The organism is Paenibacillus sp. KS1 (genome assembly GCF_001680695.1).
GTDB classification, from domain to species: domain Bacteria; phylum Bacillota; class Bacilli; order Paenibacillales; family Paenibacillaceae; genus Paenibacillus_B; species Paenibacillus_B suaedae.
The window spans coordinates 14670-32801 of the sequence record NZ_MAIS01000026.1; the positions used below are offsets into that span (position 1 = coordinate 14670).

The following is an 18132-nucleotide window of genomic DNA, read 5'->3' on the forward strand; positions in this document are numbered from 1 at the left end:
CGCCCAGAATGCTATAATCTTGTCAGAAGATGAACAGAATCCTACGTATTTCACGTATGGGCAGGGATCGTGATTCAAGGCGACCTTTATAGCATGAAACGGAGGGATGCGCTATCGAACTAACAACGAGACAGTTAGAAATTATTAAAATCGTCAAGAAGCATGCCCCCATTACGGGAGAACAAATCGCGGAGATGTTGACGGTCAGTAGACCTACGATTCGTGCGGATTTATCCTTGCTGGTCATGCTCGATTATATTGCGGCAAAGCCCAAGGTAGGCTATTTTCTCGGGGAGAAGGCGGAGAAGAAGGAGTCGGATTCCTACGTCCTGCGCAACATGAAGGTCGGACAGGTTCAGGGCATGCCAGTTGTGGTTGATGTGAAGACGACAGTACAGGATGCGGTTGTCACCTTATTCTTAGAGAACATCGGCAGTCTCATTGTAACCGATGAAGGCGGCAAGCTTGCAGGTGTCATTTCGCGCAAGGATTTGCTTAAGGTTACATTAGGCAATCCGAATGCGTCCTCGATGCCTGTCAGCATGGTGATGACCAGACAACCGAATATTGTAACGATTACGCCAGAGGAATCTGTATTGGAAGCTGCGCGTAAAATGATACATCACCAAGTAGACAGCCTTCCGGTCGTATCTTACCCAGAGAATCGTTCTGATCTGGAAGGGAATGTCGTAGGACGAATAACGAAGACGACGATCATCAAGCTGATGCTCGACAAAGTAGACCAGGATTAGCAGGGGGACGAAGCGTATGGGGAACGCGTCATATACGATAACCGTGTGTTCAGATTCCGTCGGGGAGACGGCAGAGGCTGTAGTGAAGGCGACAATACGCCAATTCGAAGCGCCGCAAATCAGGATTAAGCGCTATATGAATGTGCGCAATGAGGAAGAGCTCCGCATGTTGATGGAGGAGGCTGCCGAATCCGGAGGATTTGTCGCGTATACGCTCGTTCAGCCTGAATTGCGGGAAGCCATTAAAGAGCATGCAATCCGTCTAAATGTTCGAGCTGTGGATGTTATGGGGCCGATGATTCAAGCTTTCGTCGATACGTTTGCGGATCAGCCGAAGCGAATGCCAGGATTGCTGCATCGTTTGGATGCCGATTATTTTCAGCGCGTTGAAGCCGTGGAGTTCGCTGTCAAGTGTGATGATGGCAAGGATCTGCATGCGATCCTGAAGGCGGATATTGTGCTGTTAGGGGTCTCTCGCACCTCCAAAACACCATTGAGCGTCTTCTTGGCTCATAAGGGGAAGAAGGTTGTCAATTATCCGGTAGTGCCTGAAATTCAGCCGCCAGAGCACTTGTACAGCATCTCCCCAAGTAAAATAATCGGTTTGACGATGAACGCTGAGCATCTATTGAAGATCCGTTCTGAGCGGCTGAAGACGATGGGGCTTCCTGTCTTAGCTAGATATGCTTCGCTCGATCGCATCGTCGAGGAATTGGAATATGCCCGTTCATTGTTCGACCGATTAGGTTGCCCTGTCATCGATGTGACGGATAAAGCAATTGAGGAAACTGCAGGCATTGTCATGGATTTGATTACGTGAGTGAAATCAACTTGTCGTAGATAAAAGGGAGAGAAGTGGAGATGGATCGTCAGCTAGCTCTGGAAATCGCACGTGTTACAGAGGCAGGCGCTCTGGCGTCAGCCTCCTGGATCGGCCGGGGTGACAAGCATGGCGCGGATTATGCCGCTACCTCTGCTATTCGGGAAATGTTCGATTCCGTTCCGATTAATGGGACGGTTGTAATCGGTGAAGGTGAAATGGATGAGGCACCAATGCTCTATATTGGAGAGAAGGTTGGGAGCCGCTTCGGGCCGGATGTTGATGTCGCAGTGGATCCGCTAGAAGGAACAGAAGTTGTCGCGAATGGATTGAATAACGGAATGTCAGTCATCGCTATTGCAGAGAGGGGCAATCTTCTGCACGCTCCAGATATGTATATGCAGAAGCTAGCCGTAGGCCCGCTGCTCGCAGGCCACGTCAATTTAGATGATCCGATTGAGGTAACACTGGAGAAGTCCGCAGCAAGGCTGGGCAAGTCTGTAGAAGATCTCACGGTCATGATTCTTCAGCGAGATCGCCATCGTGAACTTATTGAAGCCCTACGCAGCAGTGGAGTTCGGATTAAGCTGCTTGATCATGGGGATGTATCCGGTGCGATTGTACCGGCAATTATCGAGAGTGGCGTTGATCTGTACGTCGGCTCTGGCGGAGCACCGGAAGGCGTGCTGGCTGCTGCAGCTCTCCGCTGTCTTGGAGGAGAAATGCAGGGTCGGCTCATGGTGCAGAGTCGGGAACAGCTAGAGCGCTGCAAGCGGATGGGGATTCAACAGCCTGATTCATTGCTTCGAATGGAACAGCTTGTAGGTACAGGCGATATCATATTTGCAGCGACGGGCATCACAAATAGCGACTTGCTGAATGGGGTTCGTAACTTACCTGGTCAGCGTGTGGAGACGCACTCGGTCATCATGCGTGCGAACACAGGAACCATACGGTACTTGCGGTGTGTGCACAATATGTCGATCAAGCTTAAGTATGCGGCAGGGATGCATGGATAGAAGACGACGACTTCATTTCAAATGAAAAGACCGTCCTTCACCGGAATGAAGATGCAGCAAGGGAACATGATCCTCTACGATCACAAATCCAAATGTACTTCTCTTTTTGTAGACGAGACCCATCATGAATATACGTGCGAGAGCTGGATTGCAGCGGCTGGCAGCGTACATTCAATGATGGGTTTTTTGTTGTGTTTATTTGACGATCAGAGTACCTTGAATATGATGTATTTGCAGTAAATTTTCAGAAAAACAGATAAAAAGTCATAGCATCTATAAAAATTATGTCTGATTTTGTCGATAATGATAAAGTTACATAGAGGGGAGAGAAAGCATGAAGTTTAGATTTAGAGACCTGCGTACTTCAATTAAAATTTTTATACTGGTTGGTGTAGGCATTTTGCTGCTGGCATTAAGTACGCTGACTTCGTATCGCGCCATGAATGAGATCAATCATAAGAACGACACCATTTTCAAGCATAATCTGATGTCGATCATGTGGGTGAAGCAGATTATGGTGAATAACCGTTCCATTGACTCCGCCATATTCGAATTAATGGCAAGCAGTGATGATCGGCGGAATAGTGAGCTCAAAGCATCTATTGCTCGTTTCCGTGGTGAAAGTGATACACTCATGAAGAAATATAAGGAAGTCTTGCAAACGGATGAGGAAAAAACATTCGTAGCTGAGTATGAGAAGGCGCTAAAGCCATATCGCGATAGTAATATTCGTGCTATAGAGTTGGCAATCGCGAATAAGAATGAAGAGGCATATGACTATTACGTACACAATGTACGCGAGTCTCGCAGCAAGGTACAAGAAGTGTTGACCGAGCTTGTAAAGTGGAATGAAAATTTGGCGGAGCAGCAAGCGAAGAAATCAACGGAGCTAACGAAAGCTTCCACCACGACGAATGTAATCATAGGAATGATTTCACTGCTTGTATGCGTGCTAGTTGGATATGTGATCGCCAATCTGATTGTGAAGCCGCTTCGACAAATGCAAACCTTGATGAAACAAGCAGAACAAGGAGATCTCACGGTTCGCGGCTCCTATGATTCGAAGGATGAGATCGGGGTGCTGATGAAGGACTTCAACAAGATGATAGACGGTTTGTCCTCGATTATGAGCACGGTGCATGAGCGTTCGGTGCAACTGCTTCACAATTCACGCTTAGTCTCTGACAATGCGAATGAAACGGCGCAAGCGACAGAGCATATTGCCGCTTCAATGGAACAGGTCGCATCGGGTGCGCAGCTGCAGCAGACAGCATCGGAGGAAAATGCGATTGCGCTTGAAGAATTTGCGCGCGGTATTCAATCGATTGTCGAAAATACATCGAGCGTTGCAGAATTGGCCAATCATTCGGCCATACAAGCTGAGCAGGGCAATGCAACGATCGTCGATGCGATGGAGCAGATGAAGTCAATTAACCAATCCGTACAAACAACGGAATCTGCTGTTGAACAGCTGCATGATCATTCTCAGCAGATCGAGAACATTATTGATGTTATTACGAATATTGCAGGGCAGACGAATCTTCTTGCGCTCAATGCGTCGATTGAAGCAGCAAGAGCCGGGGAGAGCGGCAGAGGGTTCTCAGTCGTTGCCGGAGAGGTACGCAAGCTGGCTGAACAGTCTAGTGAATCTGCCAAGCAAATAGCCGAGCTTATTGTGGAAATGCAAAACAGCACGCAGGAAACGGTAAATGCAATGGCTTATGTACGTCAGGATGTTGCGTCAGGTATGAAGGTTGTTGCGCAGGCAGGGCAGATGTTCGAGCACATCATGGCGCTGGTGCAGCAAGTGACAGGGCAAGTACAGGAGACATCAGCTGCGACAGAACAGATGTCAGCAGGTACTGAGGAGATTACTGCTTCAGTTGACGAAATGGCGAAGATTGCAGCAGATACGTCTTCCACCGTACAATCGGTGGCGGCTGCATCTGAGGAGCAGCTTGCCTCTGTAGAGACCATTTCTGCTTCGATCGGACAGTTGAAGCAAATGGCGGAAGAGCTGCAGGAGATGGTGAATCGTTTCAAGCTATAATCGCATGTAGAATGGGGATTTCATTGTATTACCGGTTGCTAGAAATAGCGGCCGGTTATTTATTTTGTAAACGAAGCAGAAACATTATGTACAGAAAAAGGATGTGCCGCAGCACATCCTTTATGTATACGATTATTTATAATAGGAGTCGATGAGTGGAATAAAGTATCCACCGCCGCCCTTGACTTGGAAGCTGATAACAACATTTTTTACACCGCCAATATTGGCTTCAATTTCTTTGAGTCCATCTTCAGGAAGAATCGAATCTACTTTCTTTAGCAGTGCGTTCTTGTCGAGATCGGAAATCTCGATATTCGTTAACTCTTGATCGATTGCAGCAAGCTTGATGACGATCTTCTGATATTTTTTGTTAGGAGTGACGATGATGGATGGCGCTTGCGAACTATCAGAATGATCATAGATGACTTCCTTATAATTTTTGCCGCTGTAGGTCGTTTGTGCGGGGTCTTTGGAGTAGTAAGAGTTCGAAAAAATTTCTGCATTTAGAGGAGTGCCGTTAACTTTTTCGCCCACAATGATTTCATTTGTTTTCGAGTCGATGGCAACTGCAACATTCAATGCGCTGCCAATGCCTTTAACTGGTACATATACGTTGCCGTTATACCTAATCGGTTGCAGTGCCAATCCCTTGTCATCATTGAACTGAACTGCCTTTCCATTCACCTTCACCTTAGCAGTGCTGTCCAAGTAAGCCTCAATCTTCTTCAGGTTGGTGCCTGCATACACGCCAGTGCCTAGACCGACTAGTAATGCAGCGCTAGTTAGAGAAGCGACTAGTGCTTTTCTCAATTCATCCCACTCCTTTTTATTCACACAAATGAAAGGAAATCATAGCTAGATAGTAGAGGAACAGAGGTCTACAATCAATAGTTCTAATTGCTTATTATTCGAGCAAACTGTCACTTTCCCAGCGTCAAGAGGGAGTGATCATTGGAAGGAAAGTGTGTACATATAAATAAAACGCTTGGACTGCGAAGAGCCCAAGCGTTTGAGGGGGGAGATATACTAGCTTTATTGTGCTTTTACGAATTCAGCAGATTTAATACCTGCTTGGCGACCGAAGATAATGATATCTGCAACGGAGTTGCCGCCGATACGGTTCTCACCGTGCAGGCCGCCGATGACTTCACCTGCTGCGTAGAGACCTGTTATAGCCTTGCCATCCTTGGTTACAACTTCGGTGTTTGTGTTGACTTTTACGCCGCCCATTGTGTAGTGGATACCAGGAGCAATTTTGATTGCATAGAATGGTCCAGCGGACAATTCGTTGTCCATGCCTGTTGTTCTGCCGAATTCAGCATCTTTTTTGTCTTTCACCGCGCCGTTCCATGTATCAAGTGTAGCTTTGAGCTGGTCGCCCGGAACGCCCATTACTTTGGCCAAATCTTCAACCGTTTCACCTTGGATGACAAATCCCATTTTGTCGTATTGTTGAATAGCTTTTGCACGGGATTTCACGCCAGAATCAAATACAAGGTAAGCTGCTTTGTCAGACAGTTTATTAATTGCTGCCGTTACGTTATCGCGAGTATCCAGCTCGTTCGTGAATCGTTTGCCGTCTTTATCAACCAAGATTGCACCTTCACCGCGAACTGCTTCCCCGATAAGATAGGACTTCTCTTGCTGTACAGTAGGGTGAACCTGAATTTGATCCATATCTACAGTTACGCCGCCGAGCTTCTCAATCATCGTAATGCCGTCACCAGTGCTGCCGATTTGGTTCGTTGTTACGAGACCTTTCAAATCAGGGCGAACAGAGGAGATCATGTCCATGTTAGCACCATAACCGCCTGTTGTGACAACAACTGCGTTTGCGGCAATGTTCTTCTCATCCTTCTCTTCGAAGAGGACTTTAACGCCGTTCACTTTTCCGTCTTTTTCTGTTATATCAGTAACTTTTGCATTTACGAAAACCGGAATTCCTTTAGACTGTACATTCTTAACCAAGCCGCTGACGAGATATTGTCCAACTGCAGATCCGTCTTCAGGTCGGTGTGTACGTTTTTCCTTCATACCGCCAGTAATCGTAAGGTTGTTCAAGCGAATGCCAATGGAATCCAACCAGTCGATTGCGCTTGCGGAATTGTCGACGAAATAACGAAGCATTTCTTTGTCGTTCGTACCGTGACCACCTTTTAATGTTTGTTCGAAGAAGAGGTCGTTATTGTCTTCAATGCCTTGCTCTTTTTGGAACTTGGTTTGAGATGCATTCATACCCGAAGAGGATTTCATCGTATTTCCGCCGGCTGCTGGCATTTTTTCGAAAATAACCGGATTCATGCCTTTGGCTTTGGCCTCAAGAGCAGCCGTCATTCCCGCTCCGCCAGCACCGATGATGATGATATCATATTTGTCTTTCAGTTGATCGATAGGGGTATAGCTCGCTTTAGAAGCGCCGGACACAGCTTCTGTTTCTGGTTTCTCCGTTTTTGCTGCGTTGTCTTGATCCTGCGTCTTGTTCCCATTACCACCGCATCCTGCGATGATAAGCATGATCGACAGAAGAAGAATCATTGTTGCTGTAGCTTTCTTTCTCATGTGAAACCCTCCACTTTCTATCTCTTTATAAATGAACATAGTTTCAATACCCAGAATAAAATCAGACGAAGCAAACCAGATGTTGGGTGTGCTATGTACTCAATATCTCCGTTATTTTACGGTTATATCGGGTGCTGTTCCGTACTGACAGGGTATGTGTTTGATGCTCATTTCAATTTTAATCAATTATTAATACAAAGATTGTGATGTATTTCACATTCCGGGGTGATTTTTATCATATTTGTCCTGCGTAAATATTGGTAAATAGAAACGAAGTTAAATGATGCCTAGCATATAGGAGTTAGAATGGTGGGTATAGGTGGTTCTTGCTAAGAAGTTTTGCTATAATGTGGTTTATATTATGAATTTCCCCCTATTATTTATTATGTAAGGTGATCACTCATTATGGCACTCTCATTTGCAAGATTAATTAAATGCAAACCCCCGATACCCTGACATTTCGATGATGTAATTGAGATTTCCGAAATTATAGGGGGAATGCAAGTTGGCACAAAAAATCTCAACTCCATCATTGCTTTTGTTTATTATTCTTGTGGGATTTCCACAAATCAGTGAAACGATATATACGCCTTCCTTGCCGGACATTGCTAGTCAATTGCAGGCAAGCAACAACATGATTCAGCTTACGCTCAGCATTTATTTTCTTGGTTTTGCGTTTGGCGTGTTTTGCTGGGGAAGGTTATCGGATGCAATTGGCCGACGTCCTGCTATGCTGTGGGGCATTTTCGTATATGGAATCGGTAGCCTAGGCTGTTACCTGTCAGGTTCCGTGGAATGGCTATTGGTAAGCCGGTTCATTCAGGCATTCGGTGCAAGTACAGGCTCGGTTGTGACGCAAACGATTTTGCGAGAAAGTATCGACGGTTCGAAGCGTCATGCTGTATTTGCTCAAATCTCAGCAGCTCTTGCCTTTACACCGGCTCTAGGGCCGCTGATTGGAGGTTGGGTCGACCAGTCGCTAGGCTTCAAGGCCGTATTTCTAACCCTTGTCGTGATGAGTGTGGCAATATTCGCGTACACGTTCGCTTCTTTACCTGAGACGAGAGTTGCCACGACGACCTCGAATGTGAATACAATATCTGTCGTTAAGCGCCTCATTGCAGACGGCAGAGTATGGGCATTTGGCTTTCTAATCGGAGCAACAAATGGCATTCTGTTCAGTTACTATGCAGAAGCGCCTTTCGTTTTTATTGAATACTTTGAGATGACGCCCGGCATCTATGGCTTCTTTGGTATTTTTGTAGCGCTGTCTTCGATAATAGGAGCCATGCTGTCGAAGAGACTATTGTCCACCTACAAGCCAGAGCTAATCATACTGATCGGCTGTCTTGTTACCGCGCTCGGTGCTGGAGCGCTAGTCGGTTTTACGCTTAGTGGATTAAGCTCATCTCTGTTGTCCATGGGTGTATTTGTCGCCTGTATCTTCATTCTGCTGCTCGGTATCGGTATGGCGATTCCGAACTGCTTAAGCCTAGCGCTAATGCGCTACAGCGATGTATTGGGTACGGCAGGGGCTATTTTTGGATTAGGGTATTATCTCATCGTGAGTCTGATTACGAGCGGAATGAGCTATTTGCATAATGACTCATTAGTGACGATGCCTATGTACTTCTTCGTGCTGGCGGCTATTATGGTTATCGTGAGCAGACGAATTTCGAGTGAGTAAGCAAGGTAAACGCATAGCAACTAGAAGTGCTACTGCATAGAGACAGAAGCCGATTTTCTGAAATAGAAAATCGGCTTTTTTTGTTTTTTTCTTCATATGACCAAATGAATAACATTTCGATCGTAATCAAACAGTGGAGTTGAAGGAATTCCAAGTTCTAAGTGGAATAGGTAAACAGGTATTTTAGTTCATCTATATTACTTCATATAGGAGTGGAACCATATTTGAATGATACATTCAAAACTACCTTAATCATCTTATTATCAGTGCTAATTGTATTTGGAATCCCAACGTTCATATTCTTAGAAGTCTACCAATTTCCTAAGAAGATCGATGTGGTTCGATCTGCTATAACTTATAATGAGAAAGACCCTTCATCTTTTAAGAAAACCTCGATTCACATATCCGGGACATTCGTTCGACCTTTTCTACGACAACATAAATTCGTAGGTTCCATTCGAATTGACGGCATCGATATTTCGAACAAGTATAAATCATTAGATACGTATATATTTGAAAAAATAAAAGGGATTAATTCAGGAAGTTTGCTTTATCATAGCCCAGATCTAAAAAAGTATAAAGAGGAAGGAGCTATCTGGGCAGGTATGATTTGGTTTGATGATGATTTTCAGGATATAAACATAGAGTGTTTCAAAGAGATGAAGGAGAATGTGGACTTTATTGTAACGGCTGATTCTTATGAAGATGCGCTTCTTGTTCAACAGAAGATGAGGAAAGCTTTTGGATCTGGTTTTATGCCGAGTGAGTAGTTCGATTTGATATGCGTGGTATTCAATAGAGAAGTCCGTAAACATATAAAACAGCGGCAGTTCGGACGATGTGTTGTCCATAACTGTCGCTGTCTTCATTTCTAGCAAATCCATTTCTTGTTTTTGCAAGAAATGTGGTTGGTATTATATCAACCTAAGGTCAATTAATGAAATAAGTAGCCGTGATGTGGTTGATTGTATAGGTGGAAGGTGCCGCAAACTGCAAATACAGATACCCGTCTTCAGTCGCAGTGAAAATTCTTCCTACATTGCTGTTGAAAAATGTCCCGAGATGATTGCTCGAGTCATATACCGAAAAGTACGAATAGCTCCCTTGTGCATAGACCGTAAGCTGTTGGCCTTTCTTCAAATAGATCCCTTCCAGTGAGCTCAGTTCATTGGGACGAAGTGCAAAGTACTTAACGAACTTCTGTGTTTGTTGAACCTCAGGCTTGACAGCATCGATAGGTGCAGTGGAAGCATATGCAGGTGCTGCTGTAGCCAGGGCGACCAGTACTGATAATGACATAAGCAATTTCTTCAAACGAATTCAACTCCTCTGATAGTTTTGTAAGTAATATCTGGAAGTTATGTTAAATATAACTCAATATCGGATTCTTGTAAACAGTTAATTCCGATTTTTATTGTAGGAAATAAAATGTTATCAGTATGTAAAGAGAAGGCTGCCAGAATGATTGGCAGCCTTTAATCGAATGAGGATATTGTGATTCATTGATTTGTAGGATTGCGAACTCAAAACTATCAATTATTTGGGTCGATCAATGCTAAAGATTTTACCTAGCTTCGAGTAGTTGTTACCGGCTAATCGGCTCACAGGCTTTAATCGTTGTGCATCGATACGCCCGCTCTCAACCAATTCTTCCGCAATGTGAAAGCACACGACTCTCCCGATAATGAGATCACATGCTGGAGACGAAGGCGTTCCGCCGAGAGCAAGAGATTGCTCGAACGTACATTCCATGCGGATTTTGGCTTCGGCAATCCCTGGAACCTTAATCTTAGTGCTTGGGATGGAAGTAAGTTGTGCGAAGTCCACTTCGCTCTCATCAGGCGGAAGATTGGCCGCGGTTAGATTGATTGCCTCGATGTAATCCTCATCCGATATATGAACAACAAACGAACCTGTTTCCATCATATTTCTTGAAGTATCTTTGCGCACGCCATTTTTCCTTTGAACAGATACAGAAATCATGGGCGGATCAGCAGAGACGATATTGAAATAGCTATAAGGTGCGGCATTTAACACGCCTTCAGCAGACAATGTTGTGATGAACGCGATTGGTCTCGGGAGGATGCTGCCGATGAGCAGTTTATAATTATCCCGCTCCGTTTGCTCCTCCGGATAAATGGTTAACATGGGCTCACCCCTGAATGATATGGCTTTGTAACCAAGATGAGGCTGCATGAACCTCAGAATGCGTTAATTGATGGCCATGCTGCTCCCAATATACGGTTACATGTGCACCTGCTTGGGTTAACAGCGTCTGCAATTCTTCCGTCTCTTGCGGTGCGCAAATCGGATCGTTCGTTCCTGCACCGATAAATACAGGCGTACCGGACAGGTTGGGCAGTTTCAGCCCGCGACGCGGAACCATAGGGTGATGCAGTATTGCTCCTCTTAGAGAACCTTGGTGGTGAAATAAGAGGCTTCCGGCAATATTGGCTCCATTGGAGTAACCGACTGCAATGAAGTTGTTGCGATCAAGCTCATACTTGGTCGCCGCTTCATTCAGAAATTCATTTAGCTCAATGGTTCTAAAGATAAGATCCTTTTCATCAAAAACGCCTTCGCTTAATCTGCGGAAAAAGCGAGGCATGCCGTGCTCAAGTACGTTCCCTCTCACGCTCAACACGGAAGACTCCGGCGATACGATTTGCGCTACCGGGAGTAAATCATGCTCAGTTCCGCCAGTACCGTGGAGCAGGACGAGTGTAGGCTTTGAAGGATCCGTGCCTTTTTGAAAAATATGCTGCATAATTATTTTCCCTCCAATTCGCGTACTTGGATAGGAGGTAGGAGTTTCTCGATTTGCGCCCGGAGCGGTTCATATTGTGCAGGCAGCTTCAAGTCCGTACCAAGTTCCTCAAATGTCTCGTCACGGGTGAATCCTGGAGGATCGGTAGCAATCTCGAATAAGATTTCCCCCTGCTCACGGAAATAAATTGCATTGAAATATTGACGATCGACGACCGGAGTTGGGTGATATCCGGCTTGTGCAACATGCTCTCTCCATTCCTCATGATCCTCAAAGTCTTTGGCGCGCCATGCGATATGGTGCACGGTTCCGTATCCGCCCGAACCGCGTTCCATTGGTGCAATATTAATATCGATTACATTGCCAAGATCGGCGCTCCCTTTGAAGCGCATCCAGTCTCCTTCTTGCCCGATCATTTCGAGTCCCATCACGTTTTCAAGCAATTCAGAGGTTGCCTTCGGATGAGTGCTGTACAATACGGCTCCACCGAACCCTTTAATGGCCTTATCCACAGGGACTCCTCCAAAAGACCATTTGCTATTCGGACCATCCACTCGTGCCACGATTTCGAGCTGCAGCCCGTCATGATCCGAGAATTGCAAGAATTGTTCGCGGAATCTATCTTTACGGGTAATTTGCACGCCGAAATGTTGCAATCGCGCTTCCCAGAAGTCCAATGAGCCCGTAGGAACGACAAACGTTGTCACTCCCACTTGTCCGCCGCCGACGCGGCCTTTCCGTCCCGTTTCCCAAGGGAAAAACGTCATAATCGTTCCGGGACTTCCGTTTTCATTCCCGAAATAAAAATGGTACACCTCAGGGGCATCGAAATTCACTGTCTTTTTTACAAGACGAATACCTAGTATCCCTGCGTAAAAATCGATGTTTTCTTGCGCGTTTCTAGCAAATGCCGTGATGTGGTGAATACCTGTTGTATGTTTCTCCATGATAATTGCTCCTTTTGCATTTATTTTATTGTTTCCCATAACCTCTTTTTCAATTTAGAAGACCTTCGTATTGGAACGCTGCTCTCCTTTTCTAATAATAATTAATAATAAGCTGCTTTATAAAAGTTAGTATAACACATATTATCTCGAAATCAAGATATTAAAAAGCAAAGGGAGCAGAATGCTTAATGAATTTGGAATATGAGACAAGAAGCGGGTAATAAAATGGTGTGGACTCTAAGATGGAGAGGAATGATCCATATGTGGGTGTACCCTAATAATTGGATACCTACCAAATCGCTCGATGAAATGGCCAATACAGAATATGACGTGCTTATTGTTGGGAGTGGCGCAGGTGGGGGAGCGATGCTATATAGATTATGCGAGTTATGGAGAAATCAAGGGGCGAAGAAAATAGGGATTCTTGAAAAAGGGGATAAACTATTTCATTCGCATGCATTAAATATCCCCACCATGAATGTCGACCGGATGCGTGATCAATTATGGCCCGATAATTCTACTCCTATCGGGGAGCGGCTTCCGGAATTTTCAGGAGCTAGGTTAACGTTTGCTCTCGGCGGGAGAACATTGTTTTGGAATGCTGCTTGTCCTCGACCCGCAGAGTTTCAACTTCAATCTTGGCCTATTCATCCAGCAGAATTGGACGCATATTTTAGGACTGCAGAACGTGTATTGCATTGCACTACATCTTATGCCGATGGTTCATCCATGCAGAAGATTCTTATGAATCGGCTTCATGCAGGTGGAGTACTAGAAGCAACTGATATGCCTCTTGCCATTGATATGAGAGGCCCACGTATGGGGGAAATTCATTCTAATGCATGGTTCAGTTCCATTCATTTTCTTGCTTATGCCCTAAATGATAGACCTTTTGATCTTGCAGTGAATGCCTATACGACTCGGGTGCTCGTCGAAAATGGAAAAGCATCAGGCGTAAGTGTAATATCTCCAGATAAAAAAACGCATACCATTCGAGCCAAAAACATTGTTATATCTGCAAGTACGTTGGAAACGCCTCGCGTTTTGCTCAATTCGGGCATACAAGGAGAGGCAATTGGACGTTATTTAACCAACCATTCATTTGTATTGGGTACGGGGAAAATAAGCCGTCGTGAGTTTTCAGACAATCTTGGCAACCTGGCAATCTTGAAACGTGAAACAAGAGAATCCCCGTATCAAATCCAAATCTTAGGTCCTAATCAATTTTTCTCATACCAGCAATTCGAGGATAAGGTGCTCCCGGATCAACTGAGTATCGTATATGCTGCCTTTGGTTTAGTGGAGTCGCGGCCAGAGAATAGAGTTTATTTAGATCCAAACCGTCAAGATGAATACGGCGTGCCTTTGAACCAAGTTGATTTTTCTTATAGCAACAAAGAATATACAGTGATTCAGCAAATGCGTGATGGTATTGCTCGATCGGCAAATGCAATGGGAGTAATTTTAGATGGGGAGCCTACCTTATTTCCGCCAGGTAGCGATGTTCATGAATCTTGTACCTGCCGAATGGGAACTGACCCCGCTACCTCAGCGACTAACCATTATGGAGAAATTCATGGAGTTTCCGGTCTTTACGTCGCAGATAATAGCGTGATACCCGTTCTTGCTGCAGCGAACCCGACAAATTCTACGGTTGCATTAGCATTTCGAACAGCAGATCATATTGTGCGTACGAATAGGTAAAGGTAGTTTCTACTTGGGAGCGTTCATGGTTTCCAGGCATTTGTTCAGCGACTTAATAATGAACCTCCCAGGATAAAAACTTTTCCAGAGATTGACCTGAACCTATCCCGCCACAGATGGAAGAAGACGTATGAAACATGAATCAGGAGGCGAAACTCATAGTAAGTTTGTTTTGAAGTAAATGATGATTCCTAGTGAAGAATAGGAGCAAGTAGGATGGGTGCAGTTAAACTGGCAGTTATTTTTTACAGCATGACAGGAACGAATTATCGCTTGGCTCAATGGGCTGCGGAAGGCGGCAAGGAGCAGGGGGCGGAAGTAAGAGTATTACAAGTTCCAGAATTGGCTTCTAAAGAGACAATACTAGAAAATCCAGCGTGGAAAGAACATGTCGATCATGTGAAGGATGTACCCGTTGTAACTCTTCAAGATCTTGAATGGGCGAATGCCCTTATTTTTAGCGTGCCGACACGTTACGGCACAATGCCCGGGCAATTGAAACAGTTTTTAGATACCACAGGGAAGTTATGGTTCCATGGCAAGTTAGCTAATAAGGTGGTTAGCGCGATGGCTTCAGCTCAAAATCCCCATGGCGGGCAGGAGCAAACCATTCTGGGAATCTATACCGCTATGTATCACTGGGGTGCCATTATAGTTTCTCCAGGGTATACGGATCCATCCCTTTTTACAGCCGGGGGAAATCCTTATGGGACAAGCGTAACTGTACAAAACGGTAAAATGGTAGAGGATGTTCAGGCTGCAGTAAAACATCAAGCCAAACGTACCGTAGACGTCGCAAAATGGATCGTAGCAGGCAGTAATTAGTATGACTCTGTCCGTTGCTGTTCAGGAAGCTGAGAAAGGAAAAAGATTGCCTTCCAATGAGAAATAGGTTGTACCGCCGTTCGTGATTAATATAATCAATGCATCACACTTTTCTGACAAGCCGATTGCTGATAATTCCCGGATATCTGCTGCTCGATCCCAAAAAATTTGCTCAGTTAATGGCAAGGTGTTGGAAGCGGAAACAATCAAATCGGATTGAATGAGGACAGCTCCTTCTTGAAGCAAGCTATCAGGTTGAAATATAGATTCTAATAGTTGACTTGTAATTACCGCATTAATGGGTATCCCCCCGTTTATAAATGGTGCTACAGGGTCGTCAGCCTCTATTACAATGAGAGCTTCTTGGCGTTTTCGGCTAAGTTTATGTATGGCTAGTGATAATTCAGTACTGCATTTCGTATACTTGGACAACATACGATTAAGTAAGTATGTTGATGCAGTCGTTTCCAATTCAAGCAGTTCTCTTGACAACTTTTGGACAATGTCAATGATGCCAATATCATTATGACTGAGAGAGGCGATATTTTGATTCACCTTTTTTTCGATTTCCGTTAGCCTTTCGTTCATTTCGTTCCGAAGCTGCGAGAAATCATCATGGGTACTGTGTTTTTTCATATCAACAATGCACTCCTAATGGTAAATATGTTCACTCGTCAGGAATTTCAAATCCATATAACGAGCCGTTAAAGGCAAATGATTTCGCACCTGTTTCCTCAGATACGATGAAGGTTAGAGCATCTGTATTTTCGGATAATCCAATCGCTGCGCGATGCCTAGTACCGAGCTTAGTCTTGTATAATTTCCGGGTTAGCGGTAGTACATTTGCCGCTGAGACGATAGTATCTTTCTGAATTAAGACAGCACCGTCGTGCAGCGGGCTCCCTGTATGGAAAATGGAAACTAACAGCGTACTTGAGATCTCTGCGGATAGAGGAGTGCCAACGGTGATCAAATCGTTTATATTATCTTCTCTTTCAATGATAATAAGGGCACCTTTCCGTTGATCGCTCAGCAGCTTAATGGCTTTGAAAATTTCATTGCATTGCGTTGTATAGGGATGAAGAAGTCGACTCAAATGATAGGCGGAAACCAGCTTTCCCGTATCAGAACATATTTTAGAGAGCAACTTCAGATTTTTTAGAATATCGATATCTTCCTGATCCATGCACGCCAACATGCTATTAATCTTCGTGGACAGCTGTTGAAATTGATTATATACATCAGTCTGCTGAGGAGAAAATAAATCGCAATTACTTTCCATACGCAACCTCCTTTACATCATATTGTTTCCATTCCCTTTTAAATTATGAGTGATTTCATTCATCCGAGTGGTCTTACATATTAATGTTCTGAATTATTTCCCAGCGCAGAAAAGTTGACGAAAAGAGAATCATCATGTTACTATACATCTCGAATTCAAGATATACGAGTTCGAACATTTATGGGTTTTGAAAGGTGAGAGTAAGGATGAAGTTTTTAACCAAGTTCTTTACTTCAAAAAATAAGGAGGAAAAAGCAATGGCAGAATTAAATATCGGAATCATTATAGGATCAACACGTGAAGGTCGTGTAAGCCCGCAGGTGGCAAAATGGGTCAAAGACATTGCAGATCAACGGGGAGATGCGAACTATACAATTATTGATATTGCAGATTACAAGTTGCCTTTACTAGGTGAACCAGGGCAAGATGCTTCTGGTGCACAAGGTTGGTCAGAAGTGATTGCGAAACAAGACGGGTTTGTATTCATCGTACAAGAGTACAATCATTCCATTACAGGTGCTCTCAAAAATGCACTGGATTATCTACGTGTAGAATGGAATAACAAAGCTGCGGGTATTGTATCTTATGGCTCTGTAGGTGGTGCACGAGCAGCCGAGCATCTGCGCGGTATTATGGGTGAGCTATTGATTGCAGATGTGCGTGTACATCCAGCATTGTCGCTATTCACAGATTTTGAAAATGGTACTGATTTCAAACCAAAAGCAGTCCAAGCCGATTCTGTTAATCAAATGTTAGACCAATTGATCCCATGGTCCAAAGCTTTATATACAATTCGTTAATAGACCTATAACGAGTAACCCTAAGATTCATGCCGTCATGGCTACGAGTCTTGGGGTTGTTTATCGTTTACGTCGTCATTTCTTTGTTTCGAAACCACATTGCGAGCAGATCTGTAATAAGCAATACGGTGACTATGATCAACGGTTGTCCAAACTTACTCATAGGTAAGGGGATGGCAAAAGAAATTACTGCATTTATGCAGGCCATTCCTATAAATAACCCAGCAATTAGTACCAAGTAAACATGTAAGTCCCTCATGTTGTTGCGATATACAAAATGGATGGTTAGTAATGCAATAAAGAATAAATAATAAAATAGTGCCCCAAAAGTAGATGACCATTTTTCATACTGGATGGCAGTATCGAGCTCTAGCGAATGATTAAGTCGGAAATAGTCAAGCATTCCATAACTGTAGTAAAAAATAATCGTCAAAATGGAATATACAATAAATAATGTTCTAGACAAGGATGTATGTGAACGAAGCGCAGCGGATACATTCAACATTGACTCCTCCTCAATCTATTTCTTCTGTTATAAATTCAGTTATTTATTGCCATGGAAAATGATATCACTCATCCAGTAATTAGTAAATACACCATAATGATTTACGTAATTAAAATAATGTATCCCTCTTAGATTGGGTCATTTTCCTTAATTTCTTGAACCGAGTGTCCTTCATCAGTCATGGTTCCCCTTACTCATTTCACATGTAAGGCGTGATGATCGGTTTGCTGTGAAGCATCATCTCTAGATCTTAAGTCATTATTTTAGCTGCCTTAACAAGGTTGATACCGTGAGCGTTCCTGATTAGGAGATAAAATTAGGAACTTGACGATTTCCTTAAGCCCCTTTACTATGAAAACGAGGTACCCTTTTCTTGGTAAATAAGTGTGAAAATCCAAAACCTAAGTAGCCTGCA

General features: G+C 44.1%; 18 protein-coding genes. 9 read left to right on the forward strand and 9 right to left on the reverse strand.

Annotated elements, in window-relative coordinates:
• Nucleotides 1-143: 143 nt before the first annotated feature.
• From BBG47_RS10975 to BBG47_RS10990, 4 genes are all read left to right on the forward strand, one after another.
• Nucleotides 144-752 carry a helix-turn-helix transcriptional regulator gene (locus tag BBG47_RS10975; protein ID WP_227774997.1) on the forward strand — a complete coding sequence of 203 codons (609 nt, stop codon included), beginning with the start codon at nt 144-146 and terminating at the stop codon, nt 750-752.
• Between the two features lie 16 nt (nt 753-768).
• Nucleotides 769-1572 carry a pyruvate, water dikinase regulatory protein gene (locus BBG47_RS10980; RefSeq protein WP_021253774.1) on the forward strand — a complete coding sequence of 268 codons (804 nt, stop codon included), beginning with the start codon at nt 769-771 and terminating at the stop codon, nt 1570-1572.
• Between the two features lie 41 nt (nt 1573-1613).
• On the forward strand, nt 1614-2591 hold the full coding sequence (glpX, locus tag BBG47_RS10985; RefSeq protein ID WP_065291738.1) for a class II fructose-bisphosphatase: 978 nt from the start codon (nt 1614-1616) through the stop codon (nt 2589-2591).
• Between the two features lie 334 nt (nt 2592-2925).
• The gene (locus BBG47_RS10990; protein WP_065291739.1) at nt 2926-4641 is read left to right on the forward strand and encodes a methyl-accepting chemotaxis protein; all 1716 of its coding nucleotides are present in this window, start codon (nt 2926-2928) and stop codon (nt 4639-4641) included.
• 132 nt (nt 4642-4773) lie between these two features.
• On the opposite strand, the gene BBG47_RS10995 is transcribed toward BBG47_RS10990, so the two are convergent.
• Together BBG47_RS10995 and BBG47_RS11000 are read right to left on the reverse strand one after the other, a co-directional pair.
• Nucleotides 4774-5451, reverse strand: a complete 678-nt coding sequence (locus BBG47_RS10995) for a hypothetical protein (RefSeq protein WP_065291740.1) — start codon at nt 5449-5451, stop codon at nt 4774-4776.
• A gap of 222 nt (nt 5452-5673) precedes the next feature.
• On the reverse strand, nt 5674-7200 hold the full coding sequence (locus BBG47_RS11000; RefSeq protein ID WP_065291741.1) for a flavocytochrome c: 1527 nt from the start codon (nt 7198-7200) through the stop codon (nt 5674-5676).
• A 505-nt stretch (nt 7201-7705) separates the two neighbouring features.
• Here BBG47_RS11000 and BBG47_RS11005 point away from each other — a divergent pair.
• Together BBG47_RS11005 and BBG47_RS11010 are read left to right on the forward strand one after the other, a co-directional pair.
• Nucleotides 7706-8887, forward strand: coding sequence for a multidrug effflux MFS transporter (locus tag BBG47_RS11005; protein WP_065291742.1), 1182 nt, complete (start codon nt 7706-7708; stop codon nt 8885-8887).
• Nucleotides 8888-9111: 224 nt separating this feature from the next.
• A complete protein-coding gene (locus tag BBG47_RS11010; RefSeq protein WP_065291743.1) occupies nt 9112-9657 on the forward strand; it encodes a hypothetical protein in 546 nt (181 codons plus the stop codon).
• 160 nt (nt 9658-9817) lie between these two features.
• On the opposite strand, the gene BBG47_RS11015 is transcribed toward BBG47_RS11010, so the two are convergent.
• The 4 genes from BBG47_RS11015 to BBG47_RS11030 form a co-directional block, all read right to left on the reverse strand.
• Nucleotides 9818-10201 (reverse strand): hypothetical protein, encoded by a 384-nt coding sequence (locus BBG47_RS11015; protein WP_065291744.1) that lies wholly within the window; start codon nt 10199-10201, stop codon nt 9818-9820.
• A gap of 222 nt (nt 10202-10423) precedes the next feature.
• The gene (locus BBG47_RS11020) at nt 10424-11035 is read right to left on the reverse strand and encodes a flavin reductase family protein (protein WP_065291745.1); all 612 of its coding nucleotides are present in this window, start codon (nt 11033-11035) and stop codon (nt 10424-10426) included.
• A gap of 4 nt (nt 11036-11039) precedes the next feature.
• Complete coding sequence (locus tag BBG47_RS11025; RefSeq protein WP_175400514.1) at nt 11040-11657, reverse strand: alpha/beta hydrolase; 618 nt, start codon at nt 11655-11657, stop codon at nt 11040-11042.
• Nucleotides 11657-12601 (reverse strand): ring-cleaving dioxygenase, encoded by a 945-nt coding sequence (locus BBG47_RS11030; protein ID WP_065291747.1) that lies wholly within the window; start codon nt 12599-12601, stop codon nt 11657-11659. Before BBG47_RS11030 ends, BBG47_RS11025 begins: the two co-directional genes overlap by 1 nt.
• Before the next feature lie 201 nt (nt 12602-12802).
• On the opposite strand from BBG47_RS11030, the gene BBG47_RS11035 reads away from it, so the two are divergent.
• Nucleotides 12803-14305, forward strand: a complete 1503-nt coding sequence (locus BBG47_RS11035) for a GMC oxidoreductase (RefSeq protein WP_254659802.1) — start codon at nt 12803-12805, stop codon at nt 14303-14305.
• A 216-nt stretch (nt 14306-14521) separates the two neighbouring features.
• Nucleotides 14522-15130 (forward strand): NAD(P)H:quinone oxidoreductase, encoded by a 609-nt coding sequence (gene wrbA, locus BBG47_RS11040; RefSeq protein WP_065291749.1) that lies wholly within the window; start codon nt 14522-14524, stop codon nt 15128-15130.
• A 21-nt stretch (nt 15131-15151) separates the two neighbouring features.
• On the opposite strand, the gene BBG47_RS11045 is transcribed toward wrbA, so the two are convergent.
• Both BBG47_RS11045 and BBG47_RS11050 read right to left on the reverse strand, forming a co-directional pair.
• On the reverse strand, nt 15152-15766 hold the full coding sequence (locus BBG47_RS11045) for a diadenylate cyclase (RefSeq protein WP_065291750.1): 615 nt from the start codon (nt 15764-15766) through the stop codon (nt 15152-15154).
• Nucleotides 15767-15797: 31 nt separating this feature from the next.
• Nucleotides 15798-16412, reverse strand: coding sequence for a diadenylate cyclase (locus BBG47_RS11050; protein WP_065291751.1), 615 nt, complete (start codon nt 16410-16412; stop codon nt 15798-15800).
• 257 nt (nt 16413-16669) lie between these two features.
• On the opposite strand from BBG47_RS11050, the gene BBG47_RS11055 reads away from it, so the two are divergent.
• Nucleotides 16670-17212, forward strand: a complete 543-nt coding sequence (locus BBG47_RS11055; protein WP_036667277.1) for an NADPH-dependent FMN reductase — start codon at nt 16670-16672, stop codon at nt 17210-17212.
• A 67-nt stretch (nt 17213-17279) separates the two neighbouring features.
• On the opposite strand, the gene BBG47_RS11060 is transcribed toward BBG47_RS11055, so the two are convergent.
• The gene (locus BBG47_RS11060) at nt 17280-17717 is read right to left on the reverse strand and encodes a hypothetical protein (RefSeq protein ID WP_065291753.1); all 438 of its coding nucleotides are present in this window, start codon (nt 17715-17717) and stop codon (nt 17280-17282) included.
• Between the last annotated feature and the right edge of the window lie 415 nt (nt 17718-18132).